The sequence below is a fragment of the Mycobacterium sp. IDR2000157661 genome (genome assembly GCF_022317005.1).
Classification (GTDB): Bacteria; Actinomycetota; Actinomycetes; order Mycobacteriales; family Mycobacteriaceae; genus Mycobacterium.
In genome coordinates this window covers 3,904,966-3,919,344 of the sequence record NZ_CP081006.1, presented here as the reverse complement: position 1 = coordinate 3,919,344, position 14,379 = coordinate 3,904,966, and the positions used below count along the sequence as shown (strand labels likewise).

General features: G+C 68.3%; 16 protein-coding genes. 9 read left to right on the top strand and 7 right to left on the bottom strand.

Annotated features, from left to right (window positions below):
• Positions 1 to 8 precede the first annotated feature (8 nt).
• Together K3G64_RS20150 and K3G64_RS20145 are read right to left on the bottom strand one after the other, a co-directional pair.
• Complete coding sequence (locus tag K3G64_RS20150; protein ID WP_238886835.1) at positions 9 to 1,409, bottom strand: mechanosensitive ion channel domain-containing protein; 1,401 nt, start codon at positions 1,407 to 1,409, stop codon at positions 9 to 11.
• On the bottom strand, positions 1,406 to 3,586 hold the full coding sequence (locus tag K3G64_RS20145) for an adenylate/guanylate cyclase domain-containing protein (protein ID WP_370647004.1): 2,181 nt from the start codon (positions 3,584 to 3,586) through the stop codon (positions 1,406 to 1,408). Before K3G64_RS20145 ends, K3G64_RS20150 begins: the two co-directional genes overlap by 4 nt.
• Before the next feature lie 47 nt (positions 3,587 to 3,633).
• On the opposite strand from K3G64_RS20145, the gene K3G64_RS20140 reads away from it, so the two are divergent.
• Positions 3,634 to 4,095 carry a DUF1810 domain-containing protein gene (locus K3G64_RS20140; RefSeq protein WP_238886834.1) on the top strand — a complete coding sequence of 154 codons (462 nt, stop codon included), beginning with the start codon at positions 3,634 to 3,636 and terminating at the stop codon, positions 4,093 to 4,095.
• On the opposite strand, the gene K3G64_RS20135 is transcribed toward K3G64_RS20140, so the two are convergent.
• Entirely contained in the window at positions 4,079 to 5,350 is a 1,272-nt protein-coding gene (locus K3G64_RS20135) for an alpha-amylase family protein (protein ID WP_238886833.1), read from the bottom strand. The two genes, K3G64_RS20140 and K3G64_RS20135, sit on opposite strands and share 17 nt — an antisense overlap.
• The gene (locus K3G64_RS20130) at positions 5,347 to 5,823 is read right to left on the bottom strand and encodes a nucleoside deaminase (protein WP_238886830.1); all 477 of its coding nucleotides are present in this window, start codon (positions 5,821 to 5,823) and stop codon (positions 5,347 to 5,349) included. Before K3G64_RS20130 ends, K3G64_RS20135 begins: the two co-directional genes overlap by 4 nt.
• A 68-nt stretch (positions 5,824 to 5,891) precedes the next feature.
• Between K3G64_RS20130 and K3G64_RS20125 the strand changes: the two genes are divergently transcribed.
• Both K3G64_RS20125 and K3G64_RS20120 read left to right on the top strand, forming a co-directional pair.
• Positions 5,892 to 6,548 carry a DUF5701 family protein gene (locus tag K3G64_RS20125; RefSeq protein WP_238886828.1) on the top strand — a complete coding sequence of 219 codons (657 nt, stop codon included), beginning with the start codon at positions 5,892 to 5,894 and terminating at the stop codon, positions 6,546 to 6,548.
• A 59-nt stretch (positions 6,549 to 6,607) separates the two neighbouring features.
• Positions 6,608 to 7,234 (top strand): PaaI family thioesterase, encoded by a 627-nt coding sequence (locus K3G64_RS20120; RefSeq protein WP_238886827.1) that lies wholly within the window; start codon positions 6,608 to 6,610, stop codon positions 7,232 to 7,234.
• Here the strand turns inward: K3G64_RS20120 and K3G64_RS20115 are convergent.
• On the bottom strand, positions 7,206 to 9,194 hold the full coding sequence (locus K3G64_RS20115; protein WP_238886826.1) for an FUSC family protein: 1,989 nt from the start codon (positions 9,192 to 9,194) through the stop codon (positions 7,206 to 7,208). The two genes, K3G64_RS20120 and K3G64_RS20115, sit on opposite strands and share 29 nt — an antisense overlap.
• A 383-nt stretch (positions 9,195 to 9,577) precedes the next feature.
• On the opposite strand from K3G64_RS20115, the gene K3G64_RS20110 reads away from it, so the two are divergent.
• Genes K3G64_RS20110 through K3G64_RS20085 form a run of 6 tightly spaced genes read left to right on the top strand, consistent with a single transcriptional unit; the run spans position 9,578 to position 13,473 of the window.
• Entirely contained in the window at positions 9,578 to 10,414 is an 837-nt protein-coding gene (locus K3G64_RS20110; protein WP_238886825.1) for an SH3-like domain-containing protein, read from the top strand.
• Entirely contained in the window at positions 10,411 to 11,124 is a 714-nt protein-coding gene (gene scnC / locus K3G64_RS20105) for a thiocyanate hydrolase subunit gamma (RefSeq protein WP_238886823.1), read from the top strand. The genes K3G64_RS20110 and scnC overlap by 4 nt, the downstream gene beginning before the upstream one ends.
• The gene (locus tag K3G64_RS20100; RefSeq protein ID WP_238886821.1) at positions 11,121 to 11,471 is read left to right on the top strand and encodes a thiocyanate hydrolase; all 351 of its coding nucleotides are present in this window, start codon (positions 11,121 to 11,123) and stop codon (positions 11,469 to 11,471) included. The genes scnC and K3G64_RS20100 overlap by 4 nt, the downstream gene beginning before the upstream one ends.
• Positions 11,472 to 11,488: 17 nt before the next feature.
• On the top strand, positions 11,489 to 12,229 hold the full coding sequence (locus K3G64_RS20095; protein WP_238886819.1) for an EthD domain-containing protein: 741 nt from the start codon (positions 11,489 to 11,491) through the stop codon (positions 12,227 to 12,229).
• Positions 12,226 to 12,669, top strand: a complete 444-nt coding sequence (locus K3G64_RS20090) for a TIGR03618 family F420-dependent PPOX class oxidoreductase (RefSeq protein WP_238886817.1) — start codon at positions 12,226 to 12,228, stop codon at positions 12,667 to 12,669. The genes K3G64_RS20095 and K3G64_RS20090 overlap by 4 nt, the downstream gene beginning before the upstream one ends.
• A 42-nt stretch (positions 12,670 to 12,711) precedes the next feature.
• Positions 12,712 to 13,473 (top strand): enoyl-CoA hydratase/isomerase family protein, encoded by a 762-nt coding sequence (locus tag K3G64_RS20085; RefSeq protein ID WP_238886815.1) that lies wholly within the window; start codon positions 12,712 to 12,714, stop codon positions 13,471 to 13,473.
• 4 nt (positions 13,474 to 13,477) lie between these two features.
• Here K3G64_RS20085 and K3G64_RS20080 read toward each other — a convergent pair whose 3' ends face one another.
• Both K3G64_RS20080 and K3G64_RS20075 read right to left on the bottom strand, forming a co-directional pair.
• Positions 13,478 to 13,675: a (2Fe-2S)-binding protein gene (locus tag K3G64_RS20080; protein WP_238886814.1), complete on the bottom strand. Its 198-nt coding sequence runs from the start codon at positions 13,673 to 13,675 to the stop codon at positions 13,478 to 13,480.
• Positions 13,676 to 13,686: 11 nt separating this feature from the next.
• Entirely contained in the window at positions 13,687 to 14,316 is a 630-nt protein-coding gene (locus tag K3G64_RS20075; RefSeq protein ID WP_238886812.1) for a fatty-acid--CoA ligase, read from the bottom strand.
• Positions 14,317 to 14,379 lie beyond the last annotated feature (63 nt).

Here is a 14,379-nt window from a genome sequence, read left to right as displayed (position 1 = left end):
CACGCGGGTCAGTCGGATGCCGCGGCCAGCGCCCGCCGAAGGGTGGCCCGGCGCTCCTCGATCGCCCGGCCGAAGTCGTGCAGCAGAAGCGGCTTGCGCGCCACCAGGTCTTCGACGCGATCGCGCTCGATCTGCACCACGGTGACCTCCTCGAGCGCATAGGCCGACGCCGTGACCGGTTCGCGCGTCAGGGTCGTCTGGCCCAGGAAATCACCCGTCTCCAACGTACGGATCTCGATGACTACGTCGTCGTCGCCGACGGCTACCAGGCGCACCCGACCGCTCACGATGAACATCATCCGGGTCGGCACCTGACCGGAAGCCTGCAGATACTCGTCGGTGCCGTAGCGGGTGACGCGCACGTGGGGGACGATCTCGTCCTGCTCGGCCTGATTCAGGCGCAACGTCGGCGCCACCGCCCGCAGCGACCGCTGCACCCGCTGCGTCGTCTCGAATTCGTCTTCCGCCTCGTCCAGATGCAGTCCGGCCCGCCGCGCGGCGTACCAGACCCACCGCAAAAACGTGGTTTTGGTGGCCAAGTCGTCGGCGGGGGTGTTCAGCGGCACGCTGGTCAGGTACGACAGGCCGCCGACGTGCACGCTCGACGGCATGGCGTCGGCGCGCAGTTGCGGCAGCATGGCCGCCACCCGGTTCAGCATCGAGATCACGTCGTCGGGCGGGTCGTCGACCGCGAACGTGGTCGTCACCGTGAGCGCGTGTGACCCCGGCGGTCGCGAGTAGTTGGTGAACGAGGCGCCGGCAAGCACCGAGTTCGGCATGATCAACAGTCCGGCGCCGGTGTCGATGTGCGTGGCTCGCCAGTTGACCTCCACCACCCGCCCTCGCGCGGTCGGCGTCTGGATCCAGTCGCCGAGCTGGAACGGCTGCTCGAAGAGCACGAGCAGACCGGAGATGATCTGCCCCACGGAGTTCTGAAGCGCCAGGCCGAGCACGATCGAGGACACCCCGAGCGCGGTGAACAGACCGCCGATGTTGGCGCCCCAGATGTAGGCCAGTATCAGACCCACACCGAGCGCGATCAGCGCGAAGCGCGCGACGTCGAGGAAGATCGACGGGATTCGTTTGCGCCACGTGCCTTCCGGTGCGCCCTGAAACAGCGTCGCGTTCGTTCCCGACAGCAGCAGCACCAGGACGACGAAGCCGAACACCGTCGCCACGACGCGCACCGTGGTGGATTCCCCCGAGATCTGCAGCGCCCCGACCAGCAGCACCAGCAGCGCGACCAACGGCACCACGTAGTTGCGCACCAGATGCACCGGCCGCGCCAGAAAGCTGCCCCGGCGGCGCAGCGCGTTGTGCAACTCGGTCAGCAGGACCAGGGCGACCGGGAAGCCGATCGCGACGGAGACGGCCCAGTAGAACCACGCCGATCCCAGGATGTCGCTCATGAGTCGCGCTCCACCAGACGCCAGATCGGCTGTTCATCGCCGTCGACAGAGATCGTGCCCGCCGACGTGAAGCGCCTGCTGTCGCGAATCACGTCGTAGACCTGGGAGGTGACGAACACGCCGGGCTGCGGCGATCCGCTCTGCACCTGATAGGCCAGGTTCACCGCCGCGCCCCACATGTCATAGGCGAGCGTGGAGCGACCGACCAGGCCGCTGGAGACGGTGCCGGTGTCGATGCCGGCGCGCAGCGCGAGGTCGTTGCCGGTCTCGGCGTTGAACCGGTCGACGATCCGCTGCATCTCGGCGGCGAAATCGACGGTGCGGCGGACGTTGTCGAGGCGCGGCACGGACAACCCGCAACTGGCCAGGAATCCGTTGTGCAGGATGCGGATGGATTCCACACCGAAACTCTCGGCCGCGGCGTCGAATTGGCGCGTCAACTTGTTGACGATGGCCAACAGCTCCTCCGATGTCAGCTCGTCGCCGAGATCGTCGAGTCCGACGATGTCGGCGAAGATCACGGTGACGTTCTGATGGTCCTGGGCGATCGTCTCCTCGCCTTCGCGGTAGCGCTGCACCACGGGTTCGGGCATCAACGACAGCAGCAGCCGGTCGTTCTCCATCCGCTGCTCGGTGAGCAGCTCCTCCTTGATCGCCAGGTTGCGGCTCATGTCGTTGAAAGCCACTGTCAAATCGCCGAATTCGTCCTTGGACTGCACCGGCAGCGCGACGTGGTAGTCACCCGAACTGATCTGCTGTGCGCCCGCCTCGAGCCGGCGCAGCGGCCGGACGAAGAGCCGGGCGAGCAGCATCGCGGCCAGGCACACCACGAAGATGATCAACGCGGTGGACAGCACCAGTGTGCGGGTGAACTTGAGCACCGGCGCGAACGCCTCTTCGGTGTCGATCTTGGCGATGATCGCCCAGTGCAGGCCGCGCAGATCGACCGGGGCGTACGCCTGTAGCGTCCGGCGGCCGAGGTAGTCGTCCTCGATAATGGTGCCGGTCTGACCACGCTGCGCCCGACGCGTCGCCTCGCTGGTCACCGGCTGCACCAAGGTGGTGCTGCCCTGCCGGATCGCGTTCTGTGCCACATCGGGAGGAGTGCCCGCCTCGACGACATCGGCCTTGTACTGCTCCGGATCCTCCAGGAACAGCCGCGAATCGGAGCGCATCAGGTCGTCGGGTCCGACGAGGATGGTCTCGCCGGTCTCACCCATGCCGGCCGCCTCCCACTGGCGGTTGACGGTCATCATGTTGTTGATCTTCGAGATCGGGAACTGCAGCGCCAGTACGCCTTGCACCCGGCCGCTGGGCCCGGTGGGGGCCAGCATCCACGCCGTCGGTTCGTTGGCGGGCTGATAGTCGCCGAAATCGGTGACCCCCACATAGTCGACGGCGTTCGACGTAAGGACCTGTTGATACGCCTCCTGCAGGCCACCCTCGCGGTACGGGCCGGTGAGGATGTTGGTGCCCAGGTCGACGCCCTTGTGGGCGCTGTAGACGATGTTGCCCCTGGTGTCGAGCAGCAGCGCATCCTCGAACTGGAAGCGCTGCACGATCTCCCGAAAGAAGTCGTTGAAGCGGGCGCTGGCCGCCGACCACGGGCTACCGTCGCGCGCGTCGGCGATGTCGATCGCCTTGTCCGACCGGCCGAACGGCGCGGTGTAGTACGCCTGCAGATACCTGGCGGCGTTCGATGTGGGCAGCAGGGCGTCTACGTCGAGGTCGGTGCCGGTCTGGCGCTCCTTGGCGGCGCCGAACTGGTCGGTGTAGTAGTCGACGACCGACTGCCACTGCTGCGGGTTGATGGTCGCGGTGTCGAGTTGGTCGAACGCGGTGGTGAACGCCTCGATGGCCTCGGTCGTCGTCGCACCGCGGGTCCACACGATCATCGAGTTCTCGAGGTCGCGGAACTGCGACTCCAGTTGCCGGCTCTGAGACCCCCTGATCTCGGTGAGCTGGTCGAACACCGATGCCCGAATCGAGGTGCGTCCGGAGTGGAATCCGATGGCGCCGACCACGGCCGCGGACAGGATGCTGGTCACCAGCAGCATCACCAACAACTTGGACTGGATGCTGACCCGCGACAAGAATCGGCGCCGGGGAGTGCGCCGTCTGGGCGGGGGCTCGTGCTCGGGCTGGGTCGACACGTCCGGCGGGGTGGTCGTCGTCATTGAATCGCACACTACAACCCCGCTGGCCTGCGAAACTTGCCGACGAGATGGCAGAAGACAAATCGTCAGCGAACAGCGGCCCCGACCCTTTCGACCTGCAGCGGTTCGTCGACCAGCAGGACAGGGTCTACGACTCCGTGCTCGCCGAGTTGCGCGCCGGCCGCAAGAGCACGCACTGGATCTGGTTCGTCTTCCCGCAGTTGCGCGGGCTGGGACGCAGTGTGATGGCCGAGCGATACGGGGTGTCGTCCCTCGACGAGGCTCGCGCGTACCTCGCCCACGATGTGCTCGGGCCGCGGTTGCACGAGTGCGCCCGGCTGGTCGCGAGCAGCGGACGCGTGTCGGCGCGCGATCTGTTCGGCTCGCCCGACGACCTGAAGGTGCGTTCGTCGATGACGTTGTTCGCCCGTGCAGCCGAGGATGATTCGGTGTTCCGGGAGGTGCTTGCCAAATACTACGGCGGCGAGGAGGACCCGCTGACCGTCGAACTGCTCACCGCGGCTCGATGATCACCCAGCCGTGCGGCGCGACGTCGACGGTGCTCACCACGTCCGCCGGCGGTGCTCCCGAGCCGGCGACGATTTCTCCGACGTCGACACCCAGTTCGGCCAATGAGACCGACAGCGGTGCGTCGTCGATGTTGAGCGCGACGACCAAGGCTTCCGAGCCGGCGTGTGAGCGATAGACGTACTGCCGGTTGGTCAGTCGCAGCGGCGCCGTGCGGGCGGTGTGCAGCCAGGGATGTCGCCTGCGCAAGCCGATCAGGTACTGGTGCAACCGGAAGATGTCCGCACCGGGTGCGCCGGTGTCGGGCGGTGGCGTGGTGAACTCCGGCCGCACGGCGTCGTCACCGCCGAACCGCTCCTCCTTGACGCCGCGAAAGCCGTACTCGTCGCCTGCGTAGACGCTCGGCGTACCGCCACAGGTGAACAGCAACACCAGCGCGTGGTCGAGGTGCCGGACGTCGTCGAGTCTGCTCGCGATGCGGGTGACGTCGTGGTTGCCGACGAACGTCATCGGCACGAATGTGTCGAGGAACTCGTTGTGCCGCACCAGCGCCCAGTCCAGTTCGTGGAAGTTGCCGTCGTTGAGGGCGCTCCACACCGCCTTCCACAGCTCGTACTGCGTCACCGAATCGAATCCCGATGCGCGGACCCGTGCGGCGTAGTCGCCGTGGATGATCTCGGCGACGATCCAGGCGGAGGGGATCTCGGCGCGCACCCTCGGCAGCACCTGCGCCCAGAACCGGTCGGCCACGGCGTAGGCGGCGTCGAGTCGCCAACCGTCGGCACCGCGGTTTAGCCAGTGCGTCATCACCCCGACCGTGTAGTCCACGACGGCCGCGTTGTCGTGGTCCAACGCGAGCAGGTCACCGTGGCCCTCGAAGGTTTCGGCACCGCCGCGCCGCAGCCACTCGGTGGCGGCGAACTCGGTGCCGACGTGGTTGAACACCCCGTCGAGCAGGACCCGCAGGCCGCGCCGGTGTGCCTCGTCGACCAGCACGTCGAAGTCGTCGTCGGTGCCGAGTCGCGGGTCGATCCGGTAGTGATCGGTGGTGTCGTAGCCGTGGGTGCGCGAGGCGAAAATCGGGCCCAACGCGATGCCGGACGCGCCGAGTGCGATCGCGTGGTCCAGCCAGTCGACGATGCGGCGCAACCGGTGTTCGTCGGGGGTGGGCGCCCGTTCGGCGGGATAGGCCCCGACGAAGCCGAGGGGGTAGAGATGCCACCAGATGACGTGTTCGACCCAGGGCGGTTCGGTCACCGGAACTTCGCCTCGTACAACGACTTCACCGTGTCCTCGAACCGAGCCGCGGGCCCGTCCACACGCAGTCCCGGCGCCACGGTGTTGACCGGCAGCGGCACCACCGGTGGCGGCGGCGCCCCCCACTCGGTCAGCCACCGAGTCAGCTGCGCCGACGACGCGGCGTAGACGATCCGACCCAGCCCGACCCAGGCGTGCCCGGCCGCGCACATGGGGCAGTGTTCGCCGGAGGTGTACACGGTCGCGGCGGCACGCTGTTCGGGCGTCATGTTGTCGACGGCCCAGCGGGCGATCGCCAGTTCCGGATGACGCGTGTGATCGCCGCCCTTGACCCGGTTGCGGTCCTCGAAGAGGGTCCGGCCTTCCTCGTCGACCAGCACCGAGCCGAACGGCTCGTCGCCGTCGTCGAGGGCCTCGCGGGCCAGCTCGACGCAGCGCCCGAGGTGGGAGAGGTCGTCGTCACTGAGGGCCACGGGCCGAAGTCTACGTACTCTGGTCTGCCCGCCAGGAACTCGCGCACACCGAGCTTCGTTGTGGCCGCGTGCCCACCACCGCGACCACCACGCTGCCCGCCCTCGCCCTCCAGGCCGAAACACTGATCACGCTCGGCGTGGCCGAGCTCGCAGGCATTCCGGTCCAACAGCTGCGCGACATGTGCCGCCACGACCCCGCCGGTCCCGTCCTGCTGGCCGTCCACCCCGAGCTGCTGGCGCCCTCGGCGCTGGCCCCGCTGATCCGCCGCGACGGCAAGCCGGGGTTCGTGGTGGCCGACATGGCCGATCTCGACGAGTTCGGGCCCATCCCGTCAGTGGCGTTGCCGGATTCACCGGTGTACGCGGTGTGTGCTCCCGACCGCGGTGACGCGATGGCGAATTGGAGCCCCGACGAAGCGCTGCCCGCGATCGTCGGCGCCGGGCGCACGGCGCTGACCGTGAGCGAGGGTCTCCACTGGGTGCTGCAGCAGCCGGATGTGCTGCAACGCAACCGGTGCTTCATGACGATCGGATCGCGGCTGCCCAAGCACGACGGCTCGCTGGACGCCAGAACGCCCGCGTTGTGGATCAGCAACGGCACCGGCCGTGACGGCGCCGCCAACCGCGACGCGCCGAAGGTCGGCTGGTGCTGGGCGGGCAATCGCCACACCTGGCTGGGATTCGCGTCGGCCGCACGTCGCGATGTGCTCTCGCCGCCCGGTTGATCACGGAACGGCCCGGCCGTGATTCGACACGACATCCTGGAACGTGTTCTAGTTCTCCGGTGGTGGAATTCACCGACATCGGCGACGTGTCCGCAGCCGAGGTCGAGCGGATGCGCGCGCTCTACGGGCCACTCGCGGAGTCGGTCCGCGAGCTCATCGACGCAACCATCCGCACGGAGGTCGACGCCGACACCGTGGCCGCGGTCAAGGCCCGGATCGACACGGCGACCGAACAGCTGCGCGCCCGGCAACTCGACGGTCCGTTCGGCGTCCGCCTGACGTCCGGGGGAGACCGGCTGGCGTGGGGCAACCCGGTGATCGGTATCCGCAACCCGATCGCCCCGCCGCTGACCATCCGGCACGACGCGGACGGTCGCGTCGTGACCGACTTCCACCTCGGCGCGGCGTACGAGGGTCCGCCCGGTCACGTGCACGGCGGCATCGCGGCCCTCGTGCTCGACCATGTGCTGGGCGAGGTGGCGGCCAACGCCGCCACGCCTCGCTTCACGGGCACCATCACGCTGCGCTATCTGCGGACCACGCGCCTTGGGTCGCTGCACGCCGAGGCCCGGATCACCCGGAACGAGGGAGTGAAAACCTACGCCGCGGGCCACCTCGCCGATGAGGACGGCGTGACGGTCGAGGCCGAGGGCGTCTTCATTGCGCCGAAGTGGGCTCGTGGGTAGCGCCGATCCCGGACAGGCTGCGCGTGATCGCCCCGATTTCTGACACCAGCACCCGAGCGGCAACGTTGCGTGCGGGCAGACCGGTCGCCCGCTCACGCACCTGCTGCGTGGCAGCCGTCAACGCGGCCATGTCGACGGTCCACGGCGTCGCGGGCGTCGGTGGTGCGCCACGCAACGCGTCCACGTAATCGTCAACGGCGGCAACGAACTCCGGTGTCAAACTGGCAGGCGGATGGTTCGGCAGGCTCGACTCCAGCGTGGTGCACGCACTGGTGACGGCGTTCAGCGCCGTTCGGTACGACCGCAGCCACCGCCGCAGTTCCGGTGACTCCATGCGCGTGGCACCCGAGGCGGCCTCGAACCCCGAACGCGCTCGGTACGCGCGTTGCCACGCCGCGGCCAGCGCGTCGGCCGGACGATCGAGCTCATGCACGTAGGCCTTGACCACGGCTGCGGCGTAGTCGATCTCGGTCTTCAGCAGCTCGCCGGCCCGCTGGTGCAGCCGGGTCAGGGCGTGGTCGGGCAGCACGACATGCGCGACCACCGCAAAACCGCCGCCGATGACGACGGAGAACAAACGGTCCTCCAACGTCGCACCCGAGGTGGCGGTGGTGACGTCGAGAAGGAACACGGTGGCCGCGGCCACGGCCGCGGCCACGGCAATGTAGCCGATCTCGCTGACCGCGTGGGCCGCGAACAGGATCAGGGCGGCCAGGACGGCGGCGACGAGACCCGCCGGATGCAGCAGTACCGCGATCAACGAGGCCAGCGCGACCCCACCGGCGATGCCCGCCAACCGACCCACGCAGCGGGTGTAGGTGTGCGCGGTCTCCGGGCGCAGCACCATCAGCACCGTCAGCGCGATCCAGTGGCCGTGGTTGACCGGTGCGAAGCGGTCGGCGGCGACACCCGCCGCAACCGCAGCCGACAGCCGTACCGCGTGACGCAGGATCGGCGATGTCAACGTCAGGTGCGCCTTGGCGGTCGTCGCGGCTCCGCGCAGGGGACTCACCAGGTCCGGCCGGTACAGATCGGGGAAGCGTAGCTCGGCGGCTTCGCATAACTGGTGCGTAAGCCGTTCGGCGGCAACCTGTTGCGGTCCGGTCAGCATCGCGACGGCCGCCTCCAGCCGGACCAGGCTGTGCTCGGCCTCGCGCCGCGCGGTGTGGCTGTGGTCGGCGATGGCGTCGAGCACCTCCGCCGCCGCCGACAGCGTCCTGGGCACGCCATCGCTGTCACCATCGGACGCACGCGCCATGGCACGCAACGTCACCATGATGCGTTCGGGTAACCGGTGCCCGCCCTGGTAGGCCTCGGGCCGCCGACTCGCCTGGGTGTCGACGAAGACGTCGCGCAACTCCGGCGTAAGCGTCACCGCCACCGGTGCGCCACGGTCGTCGCTGATCCGCCGGGCGGTCTCGGCGAGCGTGCGGTAGGCCTGGGTCAAGGCGTCGCGCTGGGTGCGCCAGCGACGCGGTGGTCGTACCACGATCAGCGCCGCCTGCAACCCGCCCGCGATCAGGGTCAGGACGGTCGGCACCACCACCGACTCGAGCGTCGGCGCCACCGGTGGGGCGAGCACGAGCAGTGCGCTGGCTGCGGCCCCGACGAGACCGGCGTTGCTGCCCACCGCCCACTGCAGGCCCGCGGCGAAGCACCAGATGGCCACCACGATGACGAAGACCACGTCGTGGGAGGCCGTCAAGGCGCCGACGAACACCGCGGCCGACATCTGCAGTGACACCACGATCACAAGCATGATCCGGCCGCCCGGGCTGTCCTGCAGGGCCACGGCGCCCGCGATGGTTGCTGCGCCCAGCACCCACACCGCGGTGACACCCGAATCCCAGACCAACGCGATCCCCGCCATGGCCAGCGCCGCGAGCAGGCTCCGGGCCACGGCGCCGGTGTCGGGCATCGTGGGCCGGAGGGCATCCAGAATCCGAGTGCCGGTGCTCACCGCTCCATTCTGACGCCTGACCGCAGCGAACCGGTGCGACTCCCCGGGGTATGGCGCTCGATGGCAGGGCAAGCCCACCAGCATGACGCTCGACCACTCCGCGGATCGCGCGACGCATTTGTCCACGCGCGACTGCGCAGCGTGGCGTGCGCCGCGATTCGACGATCGGCGCGGCTACCGGCGTGAGCGTCAATTTCACTGCGGCACAGCGGTTGACACGGGTGCGCGTTGCGGCGCGGTCTGAATCTTGAGAAGACTGCTCGGCGATTTCACCTGCACGCCTGCTACTCCGGCGATACAGTCGCCTGACCGGTTCGGTTGCTGTGTACGGAGGTGCCGATGGCCGACGTCACTGTCGGACTCGACGACCGAAGGGAGTCCCCATGAGCACGGCGGCAGAGCGGGCAGCGCAGCTCGAGTTGGTGGCCCGGCTTAAGTCGGCCTACCCGGAGCTGCCGGACGCCCCGACGCCAGATCTTCTCGACCACCGGCGCATCACCGCATATCTCAAGCCGGTGCACGACGTCGGCGGCGAGCCCGATGCGCCGATGAAGTATGAGAACAAGCAGTACGAACTCTGGGAGCACATGACCTACGTCATCTGTGAGGTGCTGGCATGGCGCGGCATCTGGCTCTCCGAGGAGCGTCGCCGCATCGGCAACGTCGACGTGGGCAGGGCCGAGTACCTCGGGCTGCCGTATTACGGCCGCTGGCTGCTCGCGGTCGCGCGCGTGCTCGTCGAGAAGCACCACATCGGGCTCACCGAGCTGAGCGAGCGGATGGCCGAGGTCAAGGAGCGGTACGCGGGCGGGTTGACCGGCAAGACCCTGGAGGCCAAGCCGAAGTGCGAGGGTGACGGGTCCGATGTGAAGCGCAACAGCCACCACAAGCATGCGGTGGGCAAGGGTGACCCGCAGGTGTACGCCGGACAGGCCGGAGAGCCGAAGTTCAAGGTGGGCGACGCGGTGGTGGTGCGCGAACTTCCGGTGATCTTCTACACGCGCACGCCGGAGTACGTGCGCGGCGCGACGGGCGAGATCGCCACCGTCGCCTACGAGAGTCCGGCCGCCGAGGACGAGACGTGGGACCGCCCCGCCAAGCCGGAGTGGTTCTACGTCGTGCGGTTCACCATGTCCGAGTTGTGGGACGGCTACACCGGCACCGCCGACGACATCATCCAAACCGAAATTCCCGAACACTGGCTGGAGGCGGCGTCATGACCGACCACGCACACGATCACGACCACCAGCGCACTGTCGCGCCGATGGTCGACGAGATCACCGACTTCGAGGTGCTCGAGATCGCGCTGCGCGAATTGTGCATCGAGAAGGGCATCTTCACCGCCGAGGAACATCGGCGCTTCACCGAGTTCGCCGAACAGATCGGCCCGACGCCTGCGGCCCGCCTGGTCGCCAAGGCCTGGCTCGACCCCCAGTTCAAGGAACTCGCGCTGGCCGAACCGATGACGGCCAGCAAGGAGGTCGGCGTCGACTGGATGGAGCCGACCGGATTCGGCACGCCGAGCGACTTCACCGCGTTCGAAATCCTCGCGGACACCCCGACCCTGCACAACGTGATCGTTTGCGCCCTCTGCTCGTGCTACCCCCGACCGATCCTGGGCAACTCACCGGAGTGGTACCGCACCCCGAACTACCGCAGGCGCATGGTGCGCTGGCCGCGCCAGGTGCTGGCCGAGTTCGGCCTGTACCTGCCCGACGAGATCAGCGTGCGCGTGCAGGACTCCAACCAGAAGCACCGCTTCATGGTGATGCCCATGCAACCCGAGGAGACCGAGGACTGGACGGAGGACCAGCTCGCCGAGATCGTCACGCGCGACTGCCTGATCGGGGTCGCGTTGCCGAAGGCGGGCGTCACCACCAACGTCATCACCGACACCCGCCCGGCCGTTCATCCCGCGCCGCAGACATGAGCGGCCGCGCCGAGGTCCCCGACCCGCTCGCCGAGATCGTCGAGCGCAACCAGGTGTGGTCGCGGATGGCCGCCAAGTACGGCGTCGAGAACCCGGTGCCGCCGTGGAAGACCAGCCTCGACGGCATGTGCGACGCGCTGGACCGCACCCAGTGCGTCGAGAACGTGCCGGACTTCAAACAGCGGCGCGACGAAGAGGACGCCCTGTCGGCCACGGTCTACGCGAACCTGCCTTACCCGGAGAACCAGCTGATGTCGCTGGCGCATTCGCTGATGGCCCGCGGTGTCATCGATGCCGCCGAACTCGCGCGACGCCTCGCGACTGTCCGCGAAAGGTTGCAGGCCTGAGTCGATAAGTTCGCGGCATGGAGAAAGTGATCGTCGCGCTGCGGCGGACCCACCTCGATGACGCCCACGATGAGGCATGGTGCGAGAGGATGCGCGGGCCGGTGGTCGCCGACCTGCTCGCCACGGGCGTGCCGGGCCTGGCGGTCAACGTCCGCGACGCCGTGGTGCGCGACTCGCTGATGACGCTGACGACGCTGGACCCGCCGGTGGTCGCCTTCGTCAGCCTGTGGACCCAGCAGTACTACGGAGAGCAGGTGCGTGCGGTGCTGTCCCGGCTGCGGCGCGAGGCCGACGACGTCGCCGCCTACCTGGTCACCGAGTCGGTGCCGCTCCCGCCACCGCCGACCGGACCCGGCGAACGCTCCGCGGGGCTGGCCAATGTCGCGCTGCTGCGCAGACCGCCGGACATGGACCGCCAGAACTGGTTCGCGCGATGGCATCTCGGCCACACGCCGGTGGCGATCGAGACCCAGTCGACGTTCGGCTACACCCAGAACGCCGTGGTCCGCACGCTGACCCCGGACGCGCCGGTCGTCGACGCGATCGTCGAGGAGCTCTTTCCGCAGGCCGCGGTCTCCGATCTGCACGCCTTCTTCGGCGCTACCGACGACGAGGATCTGCGCGACCGGATGCGGCGCATGCTGGCCAGCACGTCCGCGTTCGGCGCCGACCGCGACGTCGACACCGTGCCGACTAGCCGCTACGTGTACCGAAACCCGTTCGCCGCGAACGGTTCCAAGGTGGGGGAGGACCGTTGACCACACTCGACGAGGCGGTCGCGCTCAGCGCCGCCGACAACGGGCTTGCGGTGGTGTCGACGCTGCGTGCCGACGGCACCATCCAGGCCTCGTTGGCGAACGTGGGCAAGCTGGCTCACCCGGTCACCGGCGAACCGGTCCTGGCCTTCGTGACTTACGGCAGGGTCAAGCTCGCCAATCTGCGGGCCCGCCCTCAGGTGACGACCACATTCCGCTCCGGTTGGCAGTGGGCGACCATCGAGGGAACCGCCGAACTCGTCGGCCCCGACGATCCCGCGCCCTGGCCGACCGACCCGGACCGGCTGCGGCTGTTGCTGCGCGAGGTCTTCACCGCTGCGGGCGGCACACACGACGACTGGGCCGAGTATGACCGCGTGATGGCCGAACAGCGGCGCACCGTCGTGCTCATCGCACCCACCCGGGTGTACAGCAACAGCTAGCGCCTACGCTGCTGCCGTGGCCGCGCACGCGAGGAGCACAGGATGATCCTGCAGATCAGCGACGACAACCGCGTCCGAACGCTCACGCTCAACCGGCCCGACGTCCTCAACGCCTTCGACGAACAGCTGTACCTCGCCACCGCAACCGCTCTCAATGATGCGGGCGCCGATCCTGGCGTTGCCGTGGTGGTGATCACCGGCGCGGGCCGGGCGTTCAGCGCGGGCAACGACCTCAACGAGATGCAGCGCCGGATCTCCGAGCCGGAGTTCAACGAGCAGGGCAGCCACTTCACCACGATGATCGACGCGCTCGCCGACTTCCCCAAGCCGCTGATCTGTGCGGTCAACGGTGTCGGCGTGGGGATCGGCGCAACCATGCTCGGCTACGCCGACCTGGTGTTCATGTCGACCACCGCACGGTTGAAGACGCCGTTCACCAGCCTCGGCGTCGCGCCGGAGGCCGCCTCGTCGTACCTGCTACCGCGACTTATGGGCAGGCAGAACGCGGCGTGGCTGTTGATGTCGTCGGAATGGGTCGACGCCGCCGAGGCACTGCGGATGGGCCTGGTGTTCAAGGTCTGCGAGCCCGACGAGCTGTTGCCCGAGGCACGCCGCCACGCCGAGATCCTTGCGGCACGGCCGATTTCGAGCCTGATGGCGGTCAAGCAGACCATCGTCGCGCCGACCCGCGAGCAGATCGACGAGGCGACGGCACGGGAGAACGGTCACTTCGCGGTGCTCATGGGCGCCGCGGCCAACGCCAGCGCCCTCGCCGATTTCACCGGCAAGCGCGCCGACCGATAGCCGGCTAGGGGCCGACGGCGCTGGAAGCCGACTCGTTGACCTGCTGGTGGGAGTTGATGATCGAGCGCAGGGTGCGCCTGCACCTGCCGCAGTCGCCGCCGGCGCCGCAGGCCTCGGCGATCTGCTTGGAGGTCCGGGCCCCGTTGGCCACGACCTCGTCGACCACGTGGCTCGTGATTCCCATACACAGACAGACAAACACCGGCGCCTCCGTCAGCCCTCGTCGATGCTCATCAGGTGGGCGAAGCGCCCGATGAAGTGGGTGGGGTAGGCGCCGAGACCTGCGTTGGACGTCCACTCCGCCGCGGCATCGGGGTGGTCGATCCACTGGCGTGCGGCGTCCTCGTCCTCGACCTCCTGCAGGATCATCACCTCGTGCCCGTCGTCAAGGGCGCGGTAGACCCAGATTTTGCGGACGCCGCCGCGCTTGAACCGATCGATACCGTCGTGCACCTTGACCATCAGCGCGGGCACGTCGGCGACCGACGACATGACGCCGACCACGACCCGGCCCACGTGCTCGGCGGGTGAGGGGCCGTACAGATCGATCTTCTCGACGACCTCGCCGCCGAAGATCGGCGGGATGTCGTCGGCGCCCGAGATGTCGAACCATTCGAAGATCGCCGGCGAGCGCAACACCTCGCGAATGGATCGCGGATTACGGATACCGATAGTCACCAGCACCCGGTTCTTCTCCCAGATGGAGGTGTAGAGAACTACGTGATGGGCACCGATTGACTTCAATTGGTCATGGTGCTTCTTGAGCCATCGCCACATTCGGTCGACGTCGTCGACGCGGAAATCGCAGGCCAAGATGAGCGAGTGCAGATCGTACTCACTCATCGGTGTTCCTCGCCTCTCCACCGCCGCCTGTGCATGGTTAGCGAAGTCTAGCCTTACTTAGCC